Annotated in this window: 23 protein-coding genes; 14 read left to right on the forward strand and 9 right to left on the reverse strand. The window is 70.6% G+C overall.

Annotated features, from left to right (window positions below; translation table 11 throughout):
* Positions 1-55: 55 nt before the first annotated feature.
* From AC1DXJ_RS01720 to AC1DXJ_RS01735, 4 genes are all read left to right on the forward strand, one after another.
* Entirely contained in the window at positions 56-1,168 is a 1,113-nt protein-coding gene (locus tag AC1DXJ_RS01720) for a site-2 protease family protein (RefSeq protein WP_477636227.1), read from the forward strand.
* Between the two features lie 11 nt (positions 1,169-1,179).
* Positions 1,180-2,226: a tRNA (adenine-N1)-methyltransferase gene (locus AC1DXJ_RS01725; RefSeq protein ID WP_477612913.1), complete on the forward strand. Its 1,047-nt coding sequence runs from the start codon at positions 1,180-1,182 to the stop codon at positions 2,224-2,226.
* A gap of 93 nt (positions 2,227-2,319) precedes the next feature.
* On the forward strand, positions 2,320-4,059 hold the full coding sequence (arc, locus tag AC1DXJ_RS01730; protein ID WP_477612914.1) for a proteasome ATPase: 1,740 nt from the start codon (positions 2,320-2,322) through the stop codon (positions 4,057-4,059).
* Between the two features lie 54 nt (positions 4,060-4,113).
* Entirely contained in the window at positions 4,114-4,962 is an 849-nt protein-coding gene (locus AC1DXJ_RS01735; protein WP_477636228.1) for a sterol desaturase family protein, read from the forward strand.
* Here AC1DXJ_RS01735 and AC1DXJ_RS01740 read toward each other — a convergent pair.
* From AC1DXJ_RS01740 to AC1DXJ_RS01750, 3 genes are all read right to left on the reverse strand, one after another.
* Positions 4,889-7,588 carry an AMP-binding protein gene (locus AC1DXJ_RS01740; protein ID WP_477636229.1) on the reverse strand — a complete coding sequence of 900 codons (2,700 nt, stop codon included), beginning with the start codon at positions 7,586-7,588 and terminating at the stop codon, positions 4,889-4,891. The genes AC1DXJ_RS01735 and AC1DXJ_RS01740 overlap by 74 nt on opposite strands.
* 86 nt (positions 7,589-7,674) lie before the next feature.
* Positions 7,675-8,082: a DUF3054 domain-containing protein gene (locus AC1DXJ_RS01745; protein WP_477636230.1), complete on the reverse strand. Its 408-nt coding sequence runs from the start codon at positions 8,080-8,082 to the stop codon at positions 7,675-7,677.
* An 18-nt stretch (positions 8,083-8,100) separates the two neighbouring features.
* Positions 8,101-9,090 carry a ribose-phosphate diphosphokinase gene (locus tag AC1DXJ_RS01750; RefSeq protein ID WP_477636231.1) on the reverse strand — a complete coding sequence of 330 codons (990 nt, stop codon included), beginning with the start codon at positions 9,088-9,090 and terminating at the stop codon, positions 8,101-8,103.
* A 153-nt stretch (positions 9,091-9,243) separates the two neighbouring features.
* Here AC1DXJ_RS01750 and dop point away from each other — a divergent pair, with 153 nt between their 5' ends.
* From dop to prcA, 4 genes are all read left to right on the forward strand, one after another.
* A complete protein-coding gene (gene dop / locus AC1DXJ_RS01755) occupies positions 9,244-10,761 on the forward strand; it encodes a depupylase/deamidase Dop (RefSeq protein WP_477612919.1) in 1,518 nt (505 codons plus the stop codon).
* Positions 10,762-10,830: 69 nt separating this feature from the next.
* Positions 10,831-11,037, forward strand: a complete 207-nt coding sequence (locus AC1DXJ_RS01760) for a ubiquitin-like protein Pup (RefSeq protein ID WP_056914404.1) — start codon at positions 10,831-10,833, stop codon at positions 11,035-11,037.
* Positions 11,034-11,861 carry a proteasome subunit beta gene (prcB, locus tag AC1DXJ_RS01765; protein WP_477636232.1) on the forward strand — a complete coding sequence of 276 codons (828 nt, stop codon included), beginning with the start codon at positions 11,034-11,036 and terminating at the stop codon, positions 11,859-11,861. The genes AC1DXJ_RS01760 and prcB overlap by 4 nt, the downstream gene beginning before the upstream one ends.
* The gene (gene prcA / locus AC1DXJ_RS01770) at positions 11,858-12,679 is read left to right on the forward strand and encodes a proteasome subunit alpha (protein ID WP_477636233.1); all 822 of its coding nucleotides are present in this window, start codon (positions 11,858-11,860) and stop codon (positions 12,677-12,679) included. Before prcB ends, prcA begins: the two co-directional genes overlap by 4 nt.
* Before the next feature lie 96 nt (positions 12,680-12,775).
* Here prcA and AC1DXJ_RS01775 read toward each other — a convergent pair whose 3' ends face one another.
* The 5 genes from AC1DXJ_RS01775 to AC1DXJ_RS01795 form a co-directional block, all read right to left on the reverse strand.
* Positions 12,776-13,411, reverse strand: coding sequence for a peroxiredoxin (locus AC1DXJ_RS01775; RefSeq protein WP_477632159.1), 636 nt, complete (start codon positions 13,409-13,411; stop codon positions 12,776-12,778).
* Positions 13,412-13,460: 49 nt separating this feature from the next.
* On the reverse strand, positions 13,461-14,396 hold the full coding sequence (locus AC1DXJ_RS01780) for an alpha/beta fold hydrolase (protein ID WP_477612923.1): 936 nt from the start codon (positions 14,394-14,396) through the stop codon (positions 13,461-13,463).
* Between the two features lie 130 nt (positions 14,397-14,526).
* Positions 14,527-15,519: an NAD-dependent epimerase/dehydratase family protein gene (locus AC1DXJ_RS01785; protein ID WP_477623772.1), complete on the reverse strand. Its 993-nt coding sequence runs from the start codon at positions 15,517-15,519 to the stop codon at positions 14,527-14,529.
* Positions 15,520-15,595: 76 nt separating this feature from the next.
* Positions 15,596-16,783, reverse strand: coding sequence for a hypothetical protein (locus tag AC1DXJ_RS01790; RefSeq protein WP_477636234.1), 1,188 nt, complete (start codon positions 16,781-16,783; stop codon positions 15,596-15,598).
* Positions 16,776-18,335: a coiled-coil domain-containing protein gene (locus AC1DXJ_RS01795; RefSeq protein ID WP_477636235.1), complete on the reverse strand. Its 1,560-nt coding sequence runs from the start codon at positions 18,333-18,335 to the stop codon at positions 16,776-16,778. Before AC1DXJ_RS01795 ends, AC1DXJ_RS01790 begins: the two co-directional genes overlap by 8 nt.
* Before the next feature lie 64 nt (positions 18,336-18,399).
* On the opposite strand from AC1DXJ_RS01795, the gene pafA reads away from it, so the two are divergent.
* The 3 genes from pafA to AC1DXJ_RS01810 all read left to right on the forward strand — a co-directional run bounded on the left by pafA (position 18,400) and on the right by AC1DXJ_RS01810 (position 21,269).
* Positions 18,400-19,767, forward strand: coding sequence for a Pup--protein ligase (gene pafA / locus AC1DXJ_RS01800; RefSeq protein WP_477612927.1), 1,368 nt, complete (start codon positions 18,400-18,402; stop codon positions 19,765-19,767).
* 105 nt (positions 19,768-19,872) lie between these two features.
* Positions 19,873-20,823 carry an FKBP-type peptidyl-prolyl cis-trans isomerase gene (locus AC1DXJ_RS01805; protein WP_477612928.1) on the forward strand — a complete coding sequence of 317 codons (951 nt, stop codon included), beginning with the start codon at positions 19,873-19,875 and terminating at the stop codon, positions 20,821-20,823.
* Positions 20,824-20,882: 59 nt separating this feature from the next.
* A complete protein-coding gene (locus tag AC1DXJ_RS01810; protein ID WP_477612929.1) occupies positions 20,883-21,269 on the forward strand; it encodes an FKBP-type peptidyl-prolyl cis-trans isomerase in 387 nt (128 codons plus the stop codon).
* Positions 21,270-21,302: 33 nt separating this feature from the next.
* On the opposite strand, the gene AC1DXJ_RS01815 is transcribed toward AC1DXJ_RS01810, so the two are convergent.
* Entirely contained in the window at positions 21,303-22,448 is a 1,146-nt protein-coding gene (locus AC1DXJ_RS01815; RefSeq protein ID WP_477636306.1) for a DUF3866 family protein, read from the reverse strand.
* 52 nt (positions 22,449-22,500) lie between these two features.
* Between AC1DXJ_RS01815 and AC1DXJ_RS01820 the strand changes: the two genes are divergently transcribed.
* From AC1DXJ_RS01820 to AC1DXJ_RS01830, 3 genes are read left to right on the forward strand one after another with little or no spacing between them, the layout of a single operon-like run.
* On the forward strand, positions 22,501-23,490 hold the full coding sequence (locus tag AC1DXJ_RS01820; RefSeq protein WP_477623768.1) for a helix-turn-helix transcriptional regulator: 990 nt from the start codon (positions 22,501-22,503) through the stop codon (positions 23,488-23,490).
* Positions 23,487-24,500: a helix-turn-helix transcriptional regulator gene (locus tag AC1DXJ_RS01825; protein WP_477636236.1), complete on the forward strand. Its 1,014-nt coding sequence runs from the start codon at positions 23,487-23,489 to the stop codon at positions 24,498-24,500. Before AC1DXJ_RS01820 ends, AC1DXJ_RS01825 begins: the two co-directional genes overlap by 4 nt.
* A gap of 10 nt (positions 24,501-24,510) precedes the next feature.
* Complete coding sequence (locus tag AC1DXJ_RS01830; protein WP_477612933.1) at positions 24,511-24,822, forward strand: hypothetical protein; 312 nt, start codon at positions 24,511-24,513, stop codon at positions 24,820-24,822.
* Positions 24,823-24,856 lie beyond the last annotated feature (34 nt).

Consider the following 24,856-nt stretch of genomic DNA (forward strand, 5'->3'; position numbering starts at 1 on the left):
CAAGTATGGCCCAGTGCGGGAATCGACGTCGGGGCCGGTCACGTAGGGTCACCCCATGACGACCAGGGCTCCCGAGACGGAACCAGAGGAGTCCGGTCACGGGGTGCGGATCGCGAGGGTCGGCGGTGTGCCGGTCTACCTCGCGCCGAGCTGGTTCGTCATCGCACTGGTGATCGTGGCGATCGTGGCAACGCCCTACTTCCCGGACCGGGTCGGCACGGGGATCGCCATCGGCATCACGCAGGCACTGCTGCTCCTCGTCAGCGTCCTGGTCCACGAGGCCGCCCACGCCGTGAGCGCCCGCATGTTCGGAATGCCGGTCATCCGCATCGTCGCGAACCTGTGGGGAGGGCACACGTCCTTCGAGGCGGCGCGAAGCACTCCCGGGAGGTTGGCGGCGATCGCGGCCGCCGGCCCTGCCTCGAACGCGGTCCTCGCCGTCATGGCGTGGCTGCTCCTGCTGGGGACGACGGGCGACCGCACGAGTGCACTCCTCACGGGGCTCGTGATCATCAACGGCTCCCTCGCGGTGCTGAACTTCCTCCCGGGTATGCCGCTGGACGGGGGGCAGGTCGTGGAGAGCCTGGTCTGGAAGACCACCGGCGACCGCAGCAAGGGTTCCGTGGTCGCCGGGTGGTGCGGCAGGGCGCTCACCGTCCTGCTCGTCCTGTGGTTCTTCGTCCGACCGCTCACCGACGGCCAGCAGGTCGGCTTCGACTCCATCTGGGTGCTGGTCGTGGGCTCGGTCCTGTGGGCCGGCGCCACCGACTCCATCCGCCGCGGGCGAGCTCTCTCCCAGTTCGCGGGCCTCCGGGTGTCGCAGGTCATGGAGCACGCAGTCTTCCTCGACCCGCAGACCCCCTTGGGGGTGGCCATCGACCATCCTGACGCCGTCGTGACGGCCGACGCACGCGGCATTCCCTGCCTGCTCCTCGCCTCGCCGGGCGGCGTCACCCCTGTGGGACTCGACCCGGCCGCCCCGCTCATCACCGCGGTCATGCGCATCCCCGAGGAGAACGTCCTCGAGGTCTCGCCGGACGCCAACGCGCTCCCCGTGGTCGAGCTCATGCAGTCGACTCGCTACCAGGACGTGGTGCTCACCTGGCACGGCCAGGTCTACGGCATCGCCCACGGCCGCCTGGTCATCGCGGCACTGTCGCGCAATTAGACTTCCCGCCCATGAGCACTGCCCCCGAGCCGACCAGTCCCGCACCGGCCTCGCCGATCGGCGCAGCGCTGCGTCGCGGAACGTTCACCGAGGGGGAGCGGGTCCAGCTGACCGACCCGAAGGGCCGGTTGCACACGATCACCCTCGAGCCCGGGCGCGAGTTCCACACCCACCGCGGGCGGCTGGCCCACGACGACCTCATCGGTGCACCCGACGGGTCCGTGGTCCGCAACACGGCCGGGGTCGAGTACCTCGCCCTGCGGCCACTGCTGTCCGACTACGTCATGTCGATGCCACGCGGGGCTGCCGTCGTCTACCCCAAGGATGCCGGCCAGATCGTGACGATGGCCGACATCTTCCCGGGGGCTCGGGTCGTCGAGGCCGGCGTGGGGTCCGGTGCCCTGTCGATGTCGCTGCTGCGGGCAGTGGGCGAGCTCGGCCACGTGCACTCCTTCGAGCGGCGTGAGGACTTCGCCGACATCGCCAAGGGCAATGCCCGTGCCTTCTTCGGGCTCGACCACCCCGCGTGGCAGGTCACCGTGGGTGACCTCGTCGAGACGTTGCCGTCCGTCGAGGAGCCCGGGTCCGTCGACCGCGTGGTCCTGGACATGCTGGCCCCCTGGGAGTGTCTCGAGGTCGTCGCCCAGGCGCTCGCCCCCGGGGGCGTCCTCATCTGCTACGTTGCCACGGCCACGCAGCTGTCCCGGGTCGCCGAGGCGCTGCGCGACCATGGCGGCTACACCGAGCCCGAGGCGTGGGAGTCCCTGGTGCGGGGCTGGCACCTCGAGGGTCTCGCGGTGCGCCCCCAGCACCGGATGCACGGCCACACCGGCTTCCTCATCACCAGCCGTCGGCTGGCGCCCGGGGTCACCCCGCCGCTGCGCAAACGCCGTCCGGCAAAGGGCTCCACGGACGAGGAAGGCGCCCTCGAGAGTGGACTCGCGTTCGGTGCCGAGAGCGACTTCACCCCCGAGGACGTCGGCGAGCGCGTCCCATCAGACAAGAAGATCCGGCGGCTTCGCCGTTCTGTGACTCAAACCTCCCCGACACCCGAGTAGTTCGGGGTTAGGTTTGTGTCATCGGCCGCGCCAGGCGCGGGCAGGGCACGGTCGGTAGCTCGATCGCCACCGCGTTGTCTTGAGGGAGCCGACATGACCGATCACAGCACCCCTGCAGGCCACTCCGAGGAGCGCCGCCAAGCGGAACTGCTCGCGGAGGAGGTTGCGGCGCTGCGCCAGCGGCTGTCCGACGCCCCAGTCCGATCCCGCGAGCTCGAGACCAAGGTGCTGCAGCTGCAGTCCAACCTCGCCACGGTGTCCTCGCAGAACGAACGGCTGGTGCGGACCCTCAAGGAGGCGCGCGAGCAGATCGTCACCCTGAAGTCCGAGGTGGACCGGTTGGCCCAGCCGCCCGCGGCCTACGGAGTGATCCTCGAGTCCTACGACGACGCCACGGTCGACATCCTCACGGGCGGACGCAAGATGCACGTTGCCGTCAGCCCGGCGGTCGACCCGGCCGAGCTGTCCAGCGGGCGCGAGGTCCGCCTCAACGAGGCGATGAACGTCGTCGCCACGTGCGGCTACGAGCGCATCGGTGAGGTCGTCATGATCAAGGAGCTGCTCGGCGAGGGCCGGGTGCTCGTCGTGGCGCACGCCGACGAGGAGCGGGTCTGCCGGATGGCCGACTCCCTCGAGGGCGAGCCGATCCGGGTCGGCGACGCCCTGATGCTGGAGCCGCGCTCCGGGTTCGTCTACGAGCGGATCCCCAAGGCCGAGGTCTCCGAGCTCGTCCTCGAAGAGGTCCCCGACATCGCCTACGAGGACATCGGTGGCCTGGCCGGCCAGATCGAAGCCATCCGTGACGCGGTCGAGCTGCCCTACCTGCACCCCGACCTGTTCACCGAGCACAAGCTCAAGCCCCCCAAGGGTGTGCTCCTCTACGGCCCGCCCGGGTGTGGCAAGACCCTGATCGCCAAGGCCGTCGCCGCGTCGCTCGCCCGGAAGGTCGCTGAGAAGGAGGGCAAGCCGGTCGGCAAGTCGTTCTTCCTCAACATCAAGGGCCCCGAGCTCCTCAACAAGTACGTCGGGGAGACCGAGCGGCACATCCGGCTCATCTTCCAGCGGGCTCGCGAGAAGGCGTCCGACGGCACGCCGGTGGTGGTGTTYTTCGACGAGATGGACAGCCTGTTCCGCACTCGTGGGTCAGGTGTCTCCTCGGACGTCGAGACGACGATCGTGCCGCAGCTGCTGTCGGAGATCGACGGCGTCGAGCGGCTCGAGAACGTCATCGTGATCGGCGCCTCAAACCGCGAGGACATGATCGACCCCGCCATCCTGCGCCCGGGACGGCTCGACGTGAAGATCAAGATCGAGCGCCCCGACGCCGAGAGCGCCCGCGACATCTTCACCAAGTACCTCGTCGCCGACCTGCCCCTGCACGAGCACGACCTGGCCGAGCACGGTGGGTCACCGCAGGCCACCGTCGACGCCATGATCACCGCGGCCGTCGAGCGGATGTACTCCGAGATCGAGGAGAACCGCTTCCTCGAGGTGACGTATGCCAATGGCGACAAGGAGGTCCTCTACTTCAAGGACTTCAACTCCGGGGCGATGATCCAGAACATCGTCGACCGGGCCAAGAAGATGGCCATCAAGGACTTCCTCACCGTCGGGGCCAAGGGCATCCGCGTCGAACACCTGTTGGCCAGCTGCGTGGACGAGTTCAAGGAGAACGAGGACCTGCCCAACACGACGAACCCGGACGACTGGGCCCGCATCTCCGGCAAGAAGGGCGAGCGGATCGTCTACATCCGCACGCTCGTCACCGGCAAGAGCGGCACCGAGCCGGGTCGCTCGATCGACAACGTGGCCAACACCGGCCAGTACCTGTGAGGCGGCGCACAGAGGCCTTCCCGACCTAACTTACTCTGGGTAACATCGTGGTCCATGGACCACCTGCTCGAGGACCCGGCGTTGATGGCCGTGCCGTTCTTCGTTCTGTTCATCGTGCTGGAGCTGGTCGCCCTGCGGGTGCTCGAGACGGACGAGGACGCGCCGCGGGTGGGGTACGCCAGGCAGGACTCGGCGGCGAGCCTGTCGATGGGCGTCGGCTCGGTCGTCGTCAACCTCGGGGCGCGGGCGCTGGCCCTGCTGGGCTACGCCGCCCTGTATGCCGTGACGCCCCTGCGCCTCGACCCGCGTGACTGGTGGACCTGGCTCGTCGCGCTGTTGCTCGTCGACCTGCTCTGGTACTCCTACCACCGCAGCAGCCACCGGGTCCGCGTGCTCTGGGCGATGCACCAGGCCCACCACAGCAGCGTCCACTTCAACTACACGACCGCCCTGCGGCAGAAGTGGAACCCGTGGGGCGAGCTGCTGTTCTGGGTGCCGCTCCCGCTGCTGGGGCTGCCCCCGTGGATGATCTTCTTCGTCTTCTCGCTCAACCTGACCTACCAGTTCTGGGTGCACACCGAGACGATCCCCAAGCTGTGGCGTCCCATCGAGCTCGTCTTCAACACGCCCTCCCACCACCGGGTCCACCACGCCAGCGATGCCGAGTACCTCGACCGCAACTACGGTGGCATCCTCATCGTCTGGGACCGGCTCTTCGGGACGTTCCGCGAGGAGCAGCAGCGCCCGACCTACGGCCTCACCCACCCCGTCACGACGTTCAACCCGTTCAGGTTGCAGTACGCCGAGTTCGCGCTGATGTTCCGCCAGGTCAGAGCAGCGGGTCGGTGGCGCGACCGGCTGGGCTACCTGTTCGCACCTCCGGGGTGGGAACCCCGGTCGTGAACGCGGTGGTGAACGCGGTCGTGAACGCGGTCGTGAACCCAGTCGTGAACCGGGCCCTGCGTGAGTCCATCCCGCGACGCACTGTCGCCTCCAGCCAGGTCCACAGCCGGCAGTAGGCGATCCCGACGACGAGACAGCAGGCCATCGCGAGCACCGAGCTCGTCCCCATGATGCGCGGGTAGACCACGAAGTGGGTGAGGTAGACGAACAACGACGCGGTCGCGACCTGCGATGCCGCCCGGCCGACGAAGCGTGGCACCCTCGCGGTCGGGAACCAGATGAGCGCGAGCAGCCCGACGATGATGGTCACCTCGCGCCCGGGCATGCTCGGCCAGAAACCGGGCACCGTGAGCACCGGGATGGCGGACACGAGGACCCGCTGCCAGGGGGTGGAGGCGCGGGCCGCGGCCCAGCCGGTCGCGAACAGCCAGACGAGCACGTAGGCGTTCGCGCCCCGGTAGGGCCCGGCGTCCGGCACCACCACGGCATACCTCGTCAACAGGCCCAGGCCCACGAGCGCGACGGGGAAGGCGAAGGGCCACCGCCGCTCCCACCGGTCCACAGCAGGAACCGCCATGAGCACGGCCGTGCCGACGAGCAGCGACGTCACCGCCTCGATGAACCAGAAGTGCCAGTGGTCGGACCAGCGCCCCCAGTCGCCGAGCACCTGGTTGAGCATCAGGACGTTGCGCCAGTCGTACGTCCCGGCCACGAGCGCGACGACCCCGATCCACGCGGCGCTCGGCAGCACCACGCGGGCGACGCTGCGCGCGATCCCGCGGACCCGTTCGCCGCGCGGGCGTGAGGTCAGCTGGAAGCGGGCGACGTTGTAGCCGACGAGGGCGAGCAGGGTGTGGGCGCCACCGGGCACGAACGACAGGTGGGTGTGGTTGGCGAGGATGAGCAGGATGGCGAGGGCTCGCACCAGGACGGTGGTGTCGACGGTGTGCAGCCGCCGGCCAGGACGCCTGCGGGCAGGCTCCGACGCGGCCAGCTCGCCGGGGGACAGCAGGTGCCAGCCGTCGGGAAGGGTGTGCAGCAGCGCCTCCAACCGCACCGACACCTCGACGTAGGACAGCGAGTCGCCGCCGAGGTCGACGAAGCTCGTCGTCGTGTCGGCGCGCGGCGCCGCGAGCAGCTCGCGATAGAGGGTCACCACCGCGTCGGTCCGTTCCTCGGCGGAGCGCGCGGCACCACCAGCGACTCCGTCGGCCTCGGCGGCGCCAGCCCGGTGAGCTCCGATCAGCTCCGCCATGCCGCGATAGTCGGGCTTCCCCGTGGGGAGGCGCGGAGCCTCCAGCCCGTCGAGGACGACGACTCCGGACGCGGGTATGCCGTGCCGCCGGGTCACCGTCTCCGTCACCTCGGCGCCGGCGCCCACCGCCGTCGCGAGGACACCGACGGCGTCGCCGAGGTCGACGCAATGCGCTTCGTGGCCGGCATTGGCGAGGTCACGCTCGACCTGGTCGAGGTCGATGCGCAGACCCACCACCTTGGCGAACCGGCTCCGGCGGCCGACGATCTCGACCAGGCCGTCAGGGCCCAGGCGGGCGAGGTCGCCGGTGCGCAGCTCGTGCACCTCGCGTCCCCGCGACAGGTCCAGCACGGACTCGGCATAGCCCAGCATCACGTTGGGTCCGGAGTACACGAGCTCGCCCAGCCCGCAGTCGAGGTCGCTGAGCGGGTCGAGGCGGAACGAGCCTCCGGGCACGGCCAGTCCGACCGTCTCGGGCCTGGTCTCGAGCAGGTCAGGGGGCAGCACGGCCATGCGCGCGGTTGCCTCGGTCTGCCCGTACATGACGAAGAGGTCCCAACCCCGCGCCCGCCCCAAGGTGGCATAGCGGCGCACCGTGTCGGACGGGAGCCGGCCGCCTGCCTGCGTGACCACCCTCAGGGTGGGGTGCGCGCGGTGGGCGAAGCCGCTGCGGTCCAGCAGGTCGAAGCTGTGGGGGACGCCGGCCAGGGTCGTGGCGCCGACGTCGTCGAACAGGGTCCAGAAGCAGGGGTCGACGACGGACAGGTCGGTGAGCACCACGGCAGCCCCCGCGCTCAGGTGGCTGTGAAGGACGGACAGCCCGTAGCAGTAGTGCAGCGGGAGGCTGGTGATGGCCCGGTCGCTGCTCCGCACGCCGAGCGACTCGGCGATGGCGGTGGCGTTGCTGTCGAGGTTCTCGTGGGAGAGGCGCACCAGCTTGGGGGAGCCGGTGGAGCCGCTCGTCGTGAGCAGCAGGGCAAGGTCGGCGTGCAGGTCGTGCGCGGCGCCCGCGTGACGCGAGACCACCTGCCACCCGGAGTCCCCGCGCCCGGCGACGACGTCGGGGTCGTAGGCCTCGATCAGTCCGTCCAGGTGCTGGAGGCGGTCGCCGGGGGCCAGCAGTGGGACGTGTCCGGCGTGGAGTGCGCCGAGGTAGGTGACCAGTGCCTCGACCGAGTTCTCGGCGGCAATGAGGACCAGACGCCGTCCGGTGCCCAACCGGGCCCCGGCGCCGGCCACGAGGTCCGCGAGGTCCGCGTAGGTGAGCGTCGTGCCGGGGGAGAGGACCGCGGTCGCCTCGCCCCGGTCCGCCAGCGTCGCGACGAAGTCGACGCGGTGGCGCTGTGGTGCACATAGGAGATCGGCGGTCACGCGGGGATGGTATTAGGTAAGCCTTACCAAACTCAAATGGCGTTCACAGTGGCGTCACAGAGAGGGGCGGAGCGTTCACGCGACCGTCAGCGGCGCGCCGCCGCCCTGTCGGCCCAGCGGTTCAGCCCCTCCTGAACGAAGCGGAACACCTCGACGGCGCAGCGCCAGCCGATCAGGAACAGCCCCAGCGTGAGCAGGGTGACCACGCCGAAGCTCCAGGCGAAGCCGCCACCTGTGGCGACGCGCAGCCCCAGACCCAGGGCGACCGTGACCAGCCAGACCGTGGTGGAGCCGGGCATCCGGACCGGCCAGCCGCCACGCCGGTGGGCGATGGCCCACCCCACGAGCAGGGCCGCGACGAACGGCCAAGCGACGGTGAGGACGCCAGTGAAGGTGACACCCTCCGCGTGGCTGATCCGTCCGACCGTGGCGAAGAGGAGGACGAAGGTCAGGTCGACGAGCAGGGCGAGCCGGGCAGACCCCGGTGGCCTCACGAGGCCCTCACCGAGATCTCAGACATGGACCTTGTCGAACAGCGAGGCCTGAGGTGGCGCGTGGGTGGGGTCGACGCCGTCGAACAGGCTGCTCACTGACTCGCCGCCGTGGATCCGCTTGATCGCCTCAGCGAACAGCTGCGAGACCGAGCGGACCCGCAGCTCGGGCCAGTGACCGGGAGCGGGGACGGTGTCGGTCGTGACGACCTCACCGACCATCGGGTGCTCCCTGAGGCGCTCAACCGCCTTGCCGGCGAACAGGCCGTGGGTGCAGGCGACGTCGGCACGCGGGCAGCCGAGGTCTGCCAGCCGGTCCAGCAGCTCGACGATCGAGCCTCCGGTGGCGATCTCGTCGTCCAGGATGATGGCGCGCTTGCCGGCGACGTCACCGACGATCGAGTCGATGATGACCCGGTCGTCCGCGAGGCGTTGCTTCGACCCGGCTGCGACCGGCAGTCCCAGGAGTCGCGCGAACTGGGTGGCCGTCTTGGCGTTGCCGAGGTCGGGGGAGACCACCACCGAGTTCTCGAGGTTCGCCCCCCGGAAGTGGTCGGCCAGCACGCCGATCGCCGTGAGGTGGTCCACGGGCACCGAGAAGAAGCCGTGCACCTGCGGTGCGTGCAGGGTCATCGTCAGGACCCGGTCCACGCCTGCCGCCACCAGCATGTCGGCGACGAGGCGACCCCCGAGCGAGATCCGGGAAGCGTCCTTCTTGTCGGAGCGGGCGTAGGCGTAGTGGGGGATGACCGCGGTGATCTGGGCGGCCGAGGCTCCCCGGGCCGCGTCGATCATCAGGAGCAGCTCCATGAGGTGCTCCTGCGTCGGGGGCACCAGCGGCTGCACGATGTAGACGTCGCGCTGGCGGCAGTTCGCGAGCAGCTGCGCCTGGAGGCAGTCGTTGCTGAACCGCTTGATCTCGGCAGGGGACAGCCGCACCCCGAGGGCCTCGCAGATGCGTTGGGCCAGGGCGCGGTGCGCGTTCCCGCTGAAGACCACGATGTCGCGCAATGGCACTCCTGGTGGCTGGGTGTCCGGCAATGAGGTCTTGGTGCGAGCCTAACCCTCCTGGGCGCGCTGTGGCGCGCGCAGGCGGCATCCCCGTGGCAGCACGGCTGGTCCGGCGGGTCTCGCCTAGGGTGAGTCCATGAGCGTGAGCCAGGTATGACGGTCCGCAGGGTGATGGGGGTCGAGACCGAGTACGGCATCTCGGTGCCCGGGGACCCGGCCGCCAACCCGATGATCCTCTCGGGACAGGTGGTCAACGCCTACGCGTCGGCCCAGGGGATCAGGGCCGCCCACGCGTCGTGGGACTACGCCGACGAGGCGCCGCTGCGGGACGCACGTGGGTTCGAGATGGGACGCGGCGTCGCCGATGCGAGCCAGCTCACGGACGAGGAGGATCCCACCCTCGCCAACGTGGTGCTGACCAACGGCGCTCGGCTCTACGTCGACCACGCCCACCCCGAGTACTCCTCGCCCGAGGTGACCTCTCCCCGGGCCGCGGTCGCCTTCGACCGGGCCGGCGAGGCGATCATGGCCGAGTCGGTCCGCCGGCTCTCCCAGTTTCCTCCCGGGGTGAACCTGTACAAGAACAACACCGACGGCAAGGGCCAGTCCTACGGCACGCACGAGAACTACCTCATGCGTCGCGAGACCCCGTTCACCGACATCGTCCGGCACCTCGTGCCGTTCTTCGTGGCACGTCAGGTCATCACCGGCTCCGGCAGGGTGGGCATCGGCCAGGACTCGCGCACCGCCGGCTACCAGCTGAGCCAGCGCAGCGACTTCTTCGAGGTCGAGGTGGGTCTGGAGACCACGCTCAAGAGGCCGATCATCAACACCCGCGACGAGCCGCACGCGGTGGCCGACCTCTACCGCCGCCTGCACGTGATCATCGGGGACGCCAACCACTGCGACGTCGCCAACCTGCTCAAGCTCGGCACGACGTCGCTGGTGCTGGCCATGATCGAGGACCGCGCCATCGACGTCGACCTCACGGTGGCGCGCCCCGTCGCGACCCTGCAGGCCGTGAGCCACGATCCGACCTGCACGGCCATGATCGAGCTGCGGGACGGCACCAAGCTCACCGCGGTGCAGCTGCTCTGGCGCTACCACGACCTCGCGGAGCGCTACCTGAAGGACAGGTATGCCGGTGAGCTCGACAGCGACACCGCCGAGGTGATGCGGTGGTGGGCGCTCGTGCTGGACCGACTCGAGCGTGATCCGCGTGAGGCCGCTCGCGAGCTGGACTGGGTGGCCAAGCAGCAGGTGCTGCAGGGCTACATCGACCGCGACGGCCTCGACTGGACCGACTCCCGACTGCGAGCCATCGACATCCAGTGGTCCGACGTGCGCCCCGACAAGGGGATCTTCCACAAGCTCCGGGCCGCCGGAAGGTTCGAGGAGCTGGTCACCGAGGACGTCGTCCTCGATGCCGTCCACGAGCCGCCGGTCGACACCCGGGCCTACTTCCGCGGGAAGTGCCTGGAGAAGTACCCCGACCAGATCGCGGCCGCGTCCTGGGACTCGGTCATCTTCGACATCCCGGGACAGACCTCACTCCAGCGGGTCCCGATGCTCGAACCGTTGCGGGGCACCAAGGCGACCGTCGGTCCGCTCCTTGACCGCAGTCCGGACGCGGCCACCCTCTTGCGTGAGTTGGCGTCCGCATCGGGATAGGTTCGGACTAGGTTCATGTGCAGCGGCTCGTCCGCGAGCTTCGAGAATCACGAGTGAGAGGTCACGCCAATGCCCAGCCAAGAGCAGAGCCGACCACAGCGACGCGACGACGCTCCCGACGAGGCGCCCGAGCCCACTCCCGCCGCGCCGGAGGCGACGGCCCGCAAGGAGAACCTGGACTCCGACATCGACAGCGTCCTCGACGAGATCGACGGCGTCCTGGAGTCCAACGCTGAGGAGTTCGTCCGCGGCTTCGTCCAGAAGGGCGGCCAGTGACCACTGGCGCCGACGCGGGGAAGCTCCCCGCGGCATACCTCTCGGCAGGGTCGTCCTCGTTCACCGAGTTCGTCGGCGCCCACGCCCCCCAGCTGCTGCCCTCACGACGCGTCCTGCCGCCCGGCAGCACACTGGAGGCCCCGCACGGCACCACCATCGTCACGGCGACCTTCGACGGTGGCGTGGTGATGGCGGGTGACCGCCGGGCCACGATGGGCAACATCATCGCCAACCGCGACATGGAGAAGGTCTTCGCCGGCGACGAGTACTCCGCCGTCGGCATCGCCGGCACGGCCGGGATCGCGATCGAGCTGGTCAAGCTCTTCCAGGTCGAGCTCGAGCACTACGAGAAGATCGAGGGCACCCTGCTGTCGCTCGAGGGCAAGGCCAACCGGCTCGCGTCGATGATCCGGTCCAACCTCGGCATGGCCATGCAGGGACTTTCGGTGGTGCCGCTGTTCGCCGGCTACGACCTCGACCGCGAGCTCGGCCGGATCTTCTCCTACGACGTGACCGGCGGCTGCTACGAGGAGCACGACCACCACAGCGTCGGCTCGGGCTCGCTGTTCGCCCGCGGCGCACTCAAGAAGGTCTGGCGACCGGGCCTGTCCCCCGACGAGGTCGTCAGCGTGGTCGTCGAAGCGCTCTACGACGCCGCCGACGACGACTCCGCCACCGGTGGACCCGACGTCGGCCGTCGGATCTGGCCGACCGTCGCCGTGGTGGGAGCCGAGGGCGTGCGGTTCGTCGGCGACGACGACCTGCGCACGGTCGTCGAAGCCGTCATCGCCGCCCGTCAGGGCAACCCGGGAGGTGCCCGATGAGCAGCATGCCGTTCTACGTCTCGCCCGAGCAGCTCATGAAGGACCGGGCTGACTACGCCCGCAAGGGAATTGCGCGCGGTCGGTCGGTCGTCGTGCTCGGCTACGACAAGGGGATCGCGTTCGTCGCCGAGAACCCTTCCCGGGCGCTGCACAAGGTCTCCGAGATCTACGACCGGATCGCCTTCGCTGCCGTCGGCAAGTACAACGAGTTCGAGAACCTCCGCGTGGCAGGAGTCCGGTATGCCGACCTGCGCGGCTACTCGTACGACCGCACCGACGTGACCGCTCGCGGTCTGGCCAACGCCTACGCCCAGACGCTGGGGACGGTGTTCACCCAGGAGTCCAAGCCCTACGAGGTGGAGATCGTCGTCGCCGAGGTGGGCAGCACCGCGGACGAGGACCAGATCTACCGGCTCACCTACGACGGTTCGGTCGCCGACGAGCTGGGCTTCGTCGCCATGGGTGGCGCAGCCGAACCCATCGAGACCGCGCTGAAGGATCGCTGGACCCCGGGGTTGTCGCTCGCGGACGCCCTCAGCCTCGCGGTGGAGCTGCTCGGGCAGGACCCTGCCGGCGGTACCTCGCGGACCCTGACTGCCGCCCAGCTCGAGGTGGCCGTGCTCGACCGCGAGCGACCGCGCCGGACCTTCCGCCGGATCGGCGGCGGGCTCCTCGATGCGCTGCTCAGCACCGAGGACCCGACCAGCGACGCCCCTGCTGAGGACGACCCCACACCCGGGCGCCACGACACCCTGACGGGTGAGGGAACGCCCCGCGACGAGTCCAGCAACCCGCAGACCCAGCGCCCCCAGGAGTAGGGGAGAGCCCAGAGTAGGGGAGAGCCAGGGAACGACGATGCCGCGCCGGCCCGGGAACGGGCCGACGCGGCACACGCGTTGGAGGTGGGGCCGCCGTCAGGCCGTCGGTGCCTCGGCGTAGCGCAGGTAGGGCTTGACGACCTCGACGCCCTTGAACCGCGCCTGCGCGTCCTCGGTGGTGACAGTGGGGGCGACGATGATCCGCTCGCCCGCCTTCCAGTCGGCGGGGGTGGAGAACGGGCCGGCGTCGTTGACCTGCAAGGCGTCCAGCGCGCGCAGGATCTCGTCGAAGTTGCGGCCGGCGCTCTTGGGGTAGGTCAGCGAGAGGCGGACCTTGCCCACCGGGTCGATGAGGAAGACCGAGCGGACCGCGGACGTGTCTCCCGCGCCGGGGTGGATCATGTCGTAGAGCTCGGCGACCTGGCGGTCCTTGTCAGCGACGATCGGGTAGTCGACGGCAGCACCGGAGACCTCCTCGATGTCGGCCTTCCAGGCGGTGTGGTCCTCGAGTGCGTCCACGGACACGGCGAGAACCTTGGTGTTGCGGGCTGCCCACTCGTCCTTGAGCTGGGCGACGCGGCCCAGCTCGGTCGTGCACACGGGGGTGAAGTCGGCGGGGTGGCTGAACAGCACTGCCCAGCCGTCGCCCTTCCAGTCGTGGAAGCTCAGCTCGCCCTCGGTGGTCTCGGCAGTGAAGTCGGGGGCGTCGTCGCCCAGTCGCAGCGTGGCCATGACGGTCCTCTCAACGGTAACGCGAAGTTTGTCGTGACCAAACATGCCGTTACTTGACCGAGGAGTGGATGGCCCGTCCGGATGCTGGTACGCCGCCGACCCCGGCAAGACCCGCAACGGCCTCGGCGATGAGGCCCACTGCGGTCGGCTCGAGCAGGACGCCGTAGTGGTCCCCAGCCAGGCCGGTGACCGCGACATCGTCGGGCAGGCGGGCCCCCGCGATCTGCTCGAGGGAGTAGAGCCCCTGGTCCTGGCCGAGTGGCCCCCGGGAGGCCCAGAGCAGGTGGGCCCGGCACTGGAGGGTGTGCACGGCGCTGAGCGTCGCGGGGTCGCTCATCAGGTCGGCCCAGTCGGCCCGCACACACTCCAGCGAGCTGGTCGACCGCATGGCTCCCTGGGGCCCGTCCAGGTCGTGCAGCAGGTAGGCCGTCAGGTCAGCGCCGGACGCCGAGTCCAGCAGCGGGCCCATCACCGGATGGGCAGCCCAGTGGCGCAGGTAGGCGGACTGGTCCTCGAAGGTCATCGACAGGCGGCCCATCGCCGGCCCGATGATGCCGTGCAGCACCTCGTCGACGTCGAAGGTGCCGGGGGAGGGAAAGGCCAGGCCGCCGTCGACGAGGACCACGCCGCGCACGCGTTCGGGGTGCGTGGCCGCCGTCAGCGCGGCGGCGAAGCCACCCATGGCATGACCTGCGAGGGTCGCCGATGCGGATCCGAAGTGGTCGAGCACCCGTATGACGTCGGCGACGTGGTCGGCCAGCCCGGTCGAACGCAGCGCCGCGCTCTCGGCACGGCCGCGCATGTCCGGTGCGATCAGGGTGACCCGTCCGGCCAGCGCGCGAGCCACGGGCACCCAGGCCAACGCGTTCGAGGAGATGCTGTGCAGGGCCACGACGACGGGCGCTCCGGGCAGAGCCTCGGCCAGGACGTGCACCATGAGGTGGCCACCGTCGACGGGAACCCGTTCGGTGCGCTCCGCCAGCACGATGCCCCCAGTCTGGTGATCGGTCGGGACAGCGACGTTACGCAGACAGGGACTGGCGTGACATGGCGACGCTGACCACATCGACGAGCCGCGGGTGTGCCGGCGCACCACCTGCGACGGGCCGGGTCCCCTAGGCGCGGGCGTCGGCGAGCAGGTCGAGCTCGTCGGCCACCGTCAGGCCGGCCTTGCGGGCACGACCGGGACCGGACGCGACCTCCCAGGCGAGGGTGTCGCTCAGGGTCTCGGCCAGGGGGCGGCTGGTGAGTCCCAGGGCTTCGGCGGCGGCGGTGCTCCGGGCCATGAACCCGGCATGCTCGGGCACGGGCAGCCACAGGGGCAGGCTGCGTTCGCCGGACCAGGGCTGCACCTCGTGTGCTGCAAGCCAGTCCTGGTCCACCCCCACGGTCTCGCCACGGTGACCCGCGACCTCCCGCGCCGTCTCGAGGTGGTCCCCGAGGGGCAGCACCGGGCCACTCACGTTGACCACCCCGGTGGTGCGGTCCAGGCCCGCCCGGACGAGCCACCCGGCGAGGTCGCGGACGTCGAGGACCTGGGTGGCCACCTCGCTGTCCGGCACCAGGACTGCCCCGTCGGGGCTGGCGGGATGGGCGAACCGCAACGGCCAGTATCCAGTGCGGTCAGTGTGGTCACCGGGCCCGGCGATCAACCCTGACCGGGCGACGAGCGCCCTGTCGCCGACCTGGGCGAGGATGCTGCGCTCACAGGCCACCTTGCGACCGCCGTAGGTCTCCCAGCCCTCGTCGTCGGCCACGTGGGCGGGGAGAAGCTCGGCGCTCTCGTCAGCTCCCGCCACGTCACTGCTGGCGTAGACCGAGGCCGAGGACACGAACACCCACGAGGCGGTGCGCGCCGCCAGCGCCTCCAGGGCGCCGGCGACGTGGCTCGGCTGGCGGGCGACGTCAACGACGACGTCCCAGGCGCGACCGGACACGTCGTCGTATGCCGCGGGGTCGCCGCGATCTGACCGCACCACCTCGACGCCCGGTGGCGGCGGGCCGGAGGCTCCTCGGGCGAGGACGGTGACGTCCTGGCCGAGAGCGAGGGCGGCAGCGACCACCTCACGACCGAGCCAGGCGGTCCCACCGAGGACGAGCAGCGACATGCCCCCACGCAACCAGCGGGCGTGGGGGCATGTCGAGCGGTTGTGCTGACGGCGTAGCGGGCGTCCTGCAGCCGACTCAGGCGCGGGTGCTGGCGCGTTCGTCCACGTCTGCCTCGGCGTCGGCGTCGTCCTCGTCGCCTTCGTCGTCGTCGGAGGCGTCGGCCGAGTCCTCGTCCGCATCGCCGTCGGCGGAGTCGGACTGGTCKACGGCTGCGTCGCCCACGGTGTCGACGTCGGCGTCGAGGTCGGCGTCGACATCGTCCTCGGCCGGGGCGGCCTTGGCTTCTGCTCCAGCCTCGGCTCCGGCAGAGGTGACGGGCTGAGCCGCCTGCTCGTCGTGGTCCCCGAACGCCTCGGCGATGGCGCCACCGCCGAGGGTTGCCAGCATCTGGCGGACGTTGCTCAGCTGCGCCGTGATGCTGTCTCGTCGCGCGGTCGCGGCGGAGAGCTCGCGCTCGGAGTCACGACGGATGCGCTCTGCCTGCTCACGGGCCGCGCTCACGAGCTGCTCGGCCTCAGCCTTGGCGGCGTCCAGGGCGCGCTGGCTCTCACTGAGGCTGTCCGCGTGGGCCCGGTCGCTCTCGGCAGCCAGCGTCTCGGCACGCTCCTGGGCCTGGGTGAGGGCGGTCTCGTGGGCGGCCATCTGGGCGGAGAACTCTGCTGCGGCCTTGTCGCGGCGCTGGCCGAGGGTGGCCTCGAAGTCCGCGGCAGCGGAGGCGGCCCGGGCGCGCTGGTGCTCGTAGAACGCCTCGGCCTCCTCGCGACGGGCAGAAGCCTCGCGGTCGGCGTCGTCGAGGATGCTGTCCGCCTGCTGCTTGGCCTTCTCCACGACCTGGGTGGCCTGCGCCTCGGCCTTGGTCCGGACGTCCTCGGCGTATCGGTCTGCCTCGGCCCGAGCGCGGTCGGCCTCGAGGGTGGTCGTGCCCTTGAGTGTGTCGGCGTCGGTCTTCGCATTGCTGCGGATCTCGGCTGCCTCCTCGTCGGCCAGGCTCAGGATGGTGCCGATCCGCTCACCGAGGTTGGCGTAGGTGGGGGCGGCCGCCTTGCTGTGCTCCTCCCGGAGGCTGGCCAGCGTCGTTGCCGTGCCGGCCTGCTCCTCCTGGACGCGGGCCAGCGCTGCGCGCAGCTCGCTGACCTCGACAGTGCGTTCGGCGGCCTCCTGTCGAGCCTGGTCCAGGGCGCCTGCGTGTTCGGCGCGCCACTGGTCGACCTGCGCCGGGTCGTAGCCGCGCAGGACGCTGCGGAAGGAACTGGTGTCACTCATGGTCGGTCCGTTCTTGGTGGGGGGAGGGGTCTTCGCTGGTGGGAGTGTCGGTGGAGGTGTCGGTTTGGGCGGAGGTGTCGGCAGAGGTGTCGGCGGACGTGGTGGAGGGCGAGGTGTCGGTCGTGGAGGTCTCGGCGACGCGGTCCGGCACGGACAGCGCGTCGATGACCCCGGAGAGATGGCCGAGCTGGGTGGTGATGTCCTGCCGGCGCGAGGCCAGTGCCGCCACTTCGGCGCGGGCGCGCTCGAGCATCGCGTGGGCCTCCTCACGCACCCGGTCGGCGTCGGCGCGGGCGGCGGCGGTGGTGGTCACGAGCTCCTCCCGTGCCTGACGGTGCGACTCGTGGGTCTCCCGCTGGAGACGCTCGATCTCCTGGGCCGTGCGTTCCCGGACCAGGCGCGCCGCCTTGTCAGCCTCGTCTAGCCGGCGGGCTGCCCGCTCGTCGGCAGCCCGTTCGGTCTCGGCTGCGCTCGCCCTCACCCGCTCTGCCTCCGCAGCGGCGGCTGCGGTGGTGCGCTCGGCCTGGGACTGCGCGGCAGCCATCACGGCTTCGGCCTGGGCTCGCAGGCTGTCGGACTCGAGGCGCGCAGACTCCCGCTCGGACCGGGCGCGGTGTGCGGTCTGGGCCAGCGACGTCTGGATCAGCTGACGACGGGACCGCATCCGCGCGGCGAGCTCACGGTGGGTCTCCTTGCGCATGCGGCTGACCTCGGCCTCGCCCTCGTCGAGGATCCGGCGCACCGTGTCCTGCCCCCACTTCAGGTGCTCCTCGGCCTGCGCCATGATCTCGCTCGCCTCGGAGCGGGCGCGGTCCACCCGCGCATCCGCGTCGACCTGGGCCTGCTCGACGAGCTCGGCCGCACGCGCCGCGGTCTCCTCCTGGTGGATCGCCGCGGCACCGATCATGCGCTCGGACTCGACCTGCGCGTCCTCCCTGAGCTTCGCGGCCGCAGCCGTGGCCTCCTCGAGCAGGGCGGCACGGGCCGCCTTCTCCTGCTCGTCGCGCTCCGCGAAGTGGCTGTCCATCTTCTCGACGCCAGCCGCGAACGCGGCGTCGCGCTCGGTCTCGTGCGCGGCATACCGGGCCATTGCTGTGTCGTAGTCGGTCTGCGCGCTGGTGCGCAGGGCCTCGGCGCGGGCGTTTGCCTCGGTGAGGACAGCGGAGGCCTCGGCGCGAGCGGAGGTGACCGCCTCGTCGCTGGTCCTGGTGGCGGACTCCGTCAGCATGGACGCCTGCTCGGTGGCGTCCTCCACCAGGGACTCCGCCTCGCGGGTCGCCTCGGCGAGCGCGCGACCGGCCTGCTCGCGGTCCCTGACGGCGTCCGCGTGCTGCCGTTCGGCGTCGTCGAGGAGGCGTTGGACCTCATCGCGGATGCTGGCGGCCTCCGCGCGAGCAGCAGCCAGGACCTGGTCGGTCTCGGCTCGCATGGCATCGGCGTAGGCCTGGGCACGTTCGAGGATGGACTGGGTGTGCCGCGTCAGGTCGCCCACCTGGGTGGTGGTCGTACCGGCGACACGGGTCCCCGCGTCCGTAGCGTGGGCGTCGGGCATGCGCCCATCTTCCCACGCGTGGCGTGACCCGCAGCCCGAGACCCCGGAAGCCTAGAGTGTGGGCATGGACCGGCGGATCTTCGGCATCGAGAACGAGTACGGCATCACGTGCACGTTCGAGGGTCAGCGCCGCCTCACCCCCGACGAGGTGGCGCGCTACCTGTTCCGCAAGGTCGTCTCGTGGGGGCGCTCGTCAAACGTCTTCCTCTCCAACGGCAGTCGGCTCTACCTTGACGTCGGCTCGCACCCTGAGTACGCCACCCCGGAGTGCGACCACGTCCGCCAGCTCGTGGTTCACGACAAGGCGGGCGAGCGGATCATCGAGGGCCTGGTCGCCGACGCCCAGGACCGGCTCGCCGAGGAGGGCATCGAGGGCGAGATCTACGTCTTCAAGAACAACACCGACTCCGCGGGCAACTCCTACGGCTGCCACGAGAACTTCCTCGTGGGCCGGGCGGGGGAGTTCCAGCAGCTCTCCGACGTGCTCATCCCCTTCCTCGTCAGTCGTCAGATCACGTGTGGCGCCGGCAAGGTGGTCACGACGTCGAAGGGCGCGACCTACTGCGTGAGCCAGCGGGCCGACCACATCTGGGAGGGAGTTTCCTCGGCGACCACCCGTAGCCGCCCCATCATCAACACSCGCGACGAGCCSCAYGCCGACGCCGAGCGCTACCGCCGSCTTCACGTSATCGTCGGCGACTCCAACATGAGCGAGACCACGACCATGCTCAAGGTCGGGTCGGCCGACCTCGTGCTGCGGATGATCGAGGCCGGGATGGTGGTGCGCGACCTCACCCTGGAGAACCCGATCCGCGCGATCCGTGAGATGAGTCACGACATGACGGGGCGCAAGACGGTCCGCCTCTCCAACGGACGTGAGCTCTCCGCCCTCCAGATCCAGACCGAGTACCTCGAACGAGCCCAGGCGTTCGCCGACCGCGAGGGCCTGGAGGACCCGATCCACAAGCAGGTCCTCGACCTGTGGGAGCGGACCATCCGGGCGGTCGACACCGGCAACCTCGGCCTGGTCGACACCGAGATCGACTGGGTCATCAAGCACAAGCTGATCGCCGGCTACATGGCCAAGCACGACCTGCCGATGGAGCACCCCAGGATCGCCCAGCTGGATCTCGCCTACCACGACGTCAACCGTGACCGGGGGGTCTTCTACGTGCTCCAGAAGCACGGGCGCGCGGCCCGGATCACCACCGACCCAGAGGTCTTCGAGGCCAAGACCGTGCCTCCGCAGACGACCCGGGCCAAGCTGCGCGGCGACTTCATCAAGGCGGCGCAGGAGCACCGTCGCGACTTCACCGTCGACTGGGTGCACCTCAAGCTCAACGACCAGGCGCAGCGCACGGTCCTCTGCAAGGACCCCTTCGCGGCGGTGGACGCCCGCGTGGACCGGCTGATCGAGGGCATGCGCGGGTGAGCAGCGGGGTATGCCGCGTGGGCGGCATACCGGCGAATCGGGTATTGCCAGCGGCCACGGTTATGGTGGTCGCTGGTTCCCCGCCCCCAGCGAAAGTTCTCCATCGTGCATCTGCGTCGTTTTCCCGCCCTCACGGCGGTCGCCCTGGCCGCAACCCTGGCCCTGACCGGCTGTGGTGACGCCAAGGACACCAAGACCTCCGTGCTCGACAAGATCACGGTGACGGGCGGCAGCGACACCACGGCCCCCACGGTGACGGTCAACCCCAAGCCCCTCTCGGTGACCGAGACCACCACAAAGGTCGTCAAGCCCGGCACCGGTGCACAGGTCAAGGGCGACGAGATCGTCAGCCTCAAGTACGTCCTGCTGAACGGCAAGGACTCCTCGGTGCTCGACACGAACTTCGGCAAGCAGAACCTCGGCCTCAACCTCGGTGCGGCCGACCTGCTGCCAGGCCTCAAGAAGGGACTCCTGAACCAGAAGATCGGGTCCCGCGTCCTGGTCGCCATGCCGCCCAAGGACGCCTTCGGCACCCAGGGCAACACCGAGATCAAGGTCGGCGGGACCGACACGGTGGTCTTCCTCATGGACGTCCTGTCGGCGACCAAGCCGCTGGCTTCCGCCGAGGGCAAGGAGGTCAAGCCGGCTGCCGGGCTGCCGGCGGTGAAGGTCGAGGGCAACGACAAGCCCGCCACCATCACGATCCCCAAGGGCGCCAAGCCGCCGACCAAGACCGTCGGGCAGCTCCTCATCGAGGGCGCCGGCGCGAAGGTGCAGGCAGGCCAGACGATCCGCGTGACCTACACCGGCGCGCTCTGGAAGGACGGGTCGGTCTTCGACTCCTCCTCCAAGACGCCGAACAAGTACTTCGAGACCTCGATCGGCACCCAGCAGGTCATCAAGGCCTGGGACACCCAGCTCGTCGGCAAGACCGTCGGCAGCCGCGTTCTCATGGTGGTTCCGCCGGCCGACGGCTACGGCGCTGCCGGCAGCCCGCCGAAGATCAGCGGCACCGACACCCTCGTCTTCGTGGTCGACATCCTCGCGGCCTTCTGACGTCACCTGACACCGCTTCACCCACCCCCCAGTTCTCACCCTGCGAAGGAGCATGACCCATGGGTTTCGACCCCAACACCACCAAGCCCGAGATCGACTTCCCCGGCGACGCGGCGCCGACCGAGCTGGTCATCGAGGACCTCACCGAGGGCGACGGCCAGGAGGCCGGGGCGGGTGACACCATCTCGGCGCACTACGTCGGAGTGGCCCACTCCACCGGCGAGGAGTTCGACGCCTCGTGGAACCGTGGAGCACCCCTGGACTTCCGCCTCGGCGTCGGCCAGGTCATCCGCGGCTGGGACGAGGGCATCGTCGGCATGAAGGTCGGCGGTCGTCGCAAGCTGGTCATCCCGGCCCACCTCGCCTACGGCGACCGCGGTGCCGGCGGCGCGATCAAGCCCGGCGAGACCCTGATCTTCGTCGTCGACCTGGTCGACGTCCGCTGAGGCCGAGCCAGACCGCGCGCTGAAGCCAGCGCGTCAGCTCTCCAGCAGCCGGGCGGCATGCCGCCCGGCTGCTGCGCTGTACAGGAACGCCGCGTGGTCCTCGTCGAGGCCACGGCCCATCGTCGAGAGCCTGACGGGAGTCGCTCTCAGGGCTGCGTCGAGCCCGTCCGGGTCGACACTGCGGACCGTGAGCGCACCCTGTGCCGTGCGCGCGAGGGTGTGCGCCTGGTCGGCGACCAGGGCGCCGAACTCGTCGCCGGTCGCGGGGACCGGCAGGTCCGCGGTGACCAGGCAGATGCGCCCGTATGCCGTGGTGCTGTGGTGGGAGATCCCGCGGTGCCGTTCCCTGGCGTCCGCGTCCGAGACGCGGAGCGCGGCCACGCCGCGGCCCCCCAGGGTGCCGACCGCGTTGAGCGCCTCGCCCGCCGCGACCCCGGTGTAGCCCCAGGTCGTGCCCGTGCCGACGTTCCCCGGGCCCTGGATGACGATGGCGATGTCCGCGCCGAGCACATGCTTCGCGGCCAGCAGACCCGAGTGCAGGGTGACCGCCTCGTGCTCGCCGCCGTAGGCCTGCCCGACCGTCACGGTTCCGGCCAGCCAGCCGTGCTCGGTGAGGGTCGCGACGTTGCGGGAGAACGCGATCGGCAACGCCCCGCCGTCGGTCATGAGGTAGACGCATCGCGCCTCGGGACGGTCGACCCTGGTCCCCGCGAGGATGGCGGGCAGCGCTGAGTGGAGGTCGGCCACGACGACCGGCATGCCGAGCAGGTCACCTGCCGCGGCGAGCGCGCCCGTCATCACGGCGTGGTGCGGGCTGTCCTGTTCGTCGACGGCCATGAACATCTGCTGCTGGGGCGTGTAGCGGGCCTTGACGATGTGCCCTGCGGAGGCCTCGGGGTCGCTGGGCAGGCGGTCGGGCGCGGCGACGATGAAGGCGAGCCCGCCGGTCCCGAGCCCTCGCAGCAGCGCCGAGGCGTTGAGCAGCACCCGGTCGCCGACCTGCGGCTCACCCACGAGCGCGGTGTAGGCCAGCGCCCGCACCAGGGTGTCGTCGAGCGTGTCGTCGGCGATGTCGTCGGCGGTGTCGGAGCCGGCTCCACGCAGCCGCACGGCATACTCCACCGCGCCCGGCCACCGGCCACGCACCTGCTCGACCGTTCCCTCGCGCCACTGCATCACGACACGCAGACTAGCCACGGGGCGTGCCTGCCACTCGGGTAGCGTCGGGCGGGTGAGTTCACCCACCGGTCCGGCGGCCAAGACAGAGCGACTGCTCAACCTCGTGCTGTGCCTGCTCTACACCCGTCGGCCCCTACCCAAGTCGCGGATCCGTGCTGTCGTCCCGCAGTACGGCGACGCGGTCAGCGACGAGGCCTTCGACCGGATGTTCGAGCGCGACAAGGACGAGCTCCGCGAGCTCGGCATCCCGCTCGTGACGGAAGACATCGGTGGGGCCTGGGACGACGAGGTCGGCTACCGGATCGACCAGCGCGAGTACGCCTTGCCCGACATCACCTTCGAACCGGACGAGCTCGCCGTGCTCGGCCTGGCCAGCCGCACCTGGGCGCACGCCTCGCTGGCCGGTCCGGCAGCCCAGGCACTGCGCAAGCTCAAGGCGGCGGGGATCGAACGCGACGGCGACTCCCTCATCGGGATCGAGCCGCGCCTCGGCACCAGCGAGCCGGCGTTCGACCCGGTCAAGAACGCCGTGGTCGGTCAGCGCACGATCACCTTCGGCTACCGCACCGGTGGTCAGGGCGAGGTCAACGCGCGAACGGTCCAGCCGTGGGGGCTCGCCTCGTGGCACGGCCGCTGGTACCTCACCGGTTTCGACCTGGACCGCGAGGCGCCGCGGGTCTTCCGGTTGTCACGCATCGACGGCGACGTCGCCGAGGTCAAGAAGGCTCCGGCGTATGCCGTGCCGGCCGACCACCGGGCGCAGGAGATGATCCGCAACTTCGTCGGGGAGCAACCGACCCGCGACGCGGTCGTCAGGGTGCGGGCCGACCGGGGCAACAGCCTGCGCCGACGTGCCACGAGCACCACCGACCTGGGGGAGTGGAGCGAGCTGGTGGTGCCGTTCGGCGACGACGACGCGTTGGCCGACGAGGTGAGCGGCTACGGCGCGGACGTCGTCGTCGTGTCGCCGCCCGAGGTGCGTGAGCTCGTGGTCGAGCGGCTGCGCGGTGCGCTGTCCGCCCACAGCGGGGGCGCAGCATGACCCCGCCGCCCAAGAGGGCTCGCACCGTGCCCGAGACCGCCACCGACCGACTCGCGCGACTCCTCACGATGGTGCCCTGGCTGGTCGCCCGACAGGGGATCGACCTGGGCCGGGCCGCGGCGGAGCTCGGCATCACCGTCGACCAGCTCGAGACCGACCTCCGGTTGCTCTACCTCTGTGGCTACGGCCAGATGCCCGACGAGCTGATCGACGCGCAGTGGGAGAGCGGCAGGGTGTTCGTCACCAACGCCGACACCATCGCCCGGCCGCTGCGGCTCGGGCGCGACGAGGCACTCACCCTGATGGTCGGACTGCGGGCCCTCGCGGCCGTGCCGGGACTGGGGGAGCGTGACGCGATCGAGCGCGCCATGGCCAAGCTCGAGCAGGCCACGGGTGCCAGCGCCGAGGCGGCCGCCCGGGTCGAGGTCGCGATCAGCGAGGGCGTGGAGGCAGACCTGCTCGCCGACGCCCGCCGCGCCGTCGAGGGGCACCGTCGGGTGCACCTGCGCTACCTCGTGCCCAGCCGGGACGAGGCGACCGAACGCGACGTCGACCCCATGCGCGTGGTCAACCTGGACTCGCGGTGGTACCTCGAGGGCTGGTGCCACCTGGCCCAGGACACGCGCACGTTCCGCATGGACCGGATCGCCCGTCTCGACGTCCTGGACGTCGACGGGACCCCGCCTGCCGATGCCCAGCTGCGGGATCTCGACGCGGGTGCCTTCACCCCACGGCCGGACGACACGCTCGTCACGCTGCTGCTGCAGCCCGGCGCGACGTGGGTCAGCGACTACTACCCGAACGAGTCGGTCGAGACTGCCGCCGACGGGTCGCAGACCGTCACACTGCGCACCGCCGACACGCTCTGGCTCCGACGCCTGCTGTGGCGGCTGGGGGGACGCGGTGTCGTGGTGTCGCCCCCGGAGGTGGCGCAGGCGGTGAGCGAAGGGGCGCAGGCCGCCCTCGCGGCATACGGAGCGGACGCCTACCCACCCACCACAGGCGGGTAGGGTCGACGCCGTGTGGTGGTGGGTTCTCATCTGGGTGCTGCTCGTGGTCATCGCGGCGGCCTACCTGGCGACCCGCGCGTGGGGCGTCTGGGGGCAGTTCAAGGAGCTGACCGCCGAGGTGCGCCGTTCCTCGGAGACCGTCGCCGCCCTCCAGGCGGAGACGAGCAGACTGGGGGAGAGCCCGCGGGCGCCGCAACCAGACGTGTTCGGGGACCCCCGCCAGCTGCGCCGGGAACGAGACGCCACCCGCGCGTCGTTGAAGCAGCAGCGGCGCGCCCGTCAGGCCGCGCGGCGTCCCAGCTGGGCCAGACACCTAGACTGAGGCCAGAAGGCCCAGCAGAGGCAGGGCAGCACCG

It is taken from the genome of Pedococcus sp. P2_D9, from assembly GCF_056404275.1.

Bases quoted from the DNA above. Each gene is read 5' to 3' on its own strand.
- AC1DXJ_RS01795 (WP_477636235.1), bottom strand. From the start codon at position 18,335: ATGCCCGACGCCCACGCTACGGACGCGGGGACCCGTGTCGCCGGTACG.
- AC1DXJ_RS01775 (WP_477632159.1), bottom strand. From the start codon at position 13,411: ATGGCCACGCTGCGACTGGGCGACGACGCCCCCGACTTCACTGCCGAG.
- AC1DXJ_RS01725 (WP_477612913.1), top strand. From the start codon at position 1,180: ATGAGCACTGCCCCCGAGCCGACCAGTCCCGCACCGGCCTCGCCGATC.
- prcA (WP_477636233.1), top strand. From the start codon at position 11,858: ATGAGCAGCATGCCGTTCTACGTCTCGCCCGAGCAGCTCATGAAGGAC.
- AC1DXJ_RS01760 (WP_056914404.1), top strand. From the start codon at position 10,831: ATGCCCAGCCAAGAGCAGAGCCGACCACAGCGACGCGACGACGCTCCC.
- AC1DXJ_RS01720 (WP_477636227.1), top strand. From the start codon at position 56: ATGACGACCAGGGCTCCCGAGACGGAACCAGAGGAGTCCGGTCACGGG.
- dop (WP_477612919.1), top strand. From the start codon at position 9,244: ATGACGGTCCGCAGGGTGATGGGGGTCGAGACCGAGTACGGCATCTCG.
- AC1DXJ_RS01785 (WP_477623772.1), bottom strand. From the start codon at position 15,519: ATGTCGCTGCTCGTCCTCGGTGGGACCGCCTGGCTCGGTCGTGAGGTG.
- AC1DXJ_RS01735 (WP_477636228.1), top strand. From the start codon at position 4,114: ATGGACCACCTGCTCGAGGACCCGGCGTTGATGGCCGTGCCGTTCTTC.
- AC1DXJ_RS01810 (WP_477612929.1), top strand. From the start codon at position 20,883: ATGGGTTTCGACCCCAACACCACCAAGCCCGAGATCGACTTCCCCGGC.
- AC1DXJ_RS01825 (WP_477636236.1), top strand. From the start codon at position 23,487: ATGACCCCGCCGCCCAAGAGGGCTCGCACCGTGCCCGAGACCGCCACC.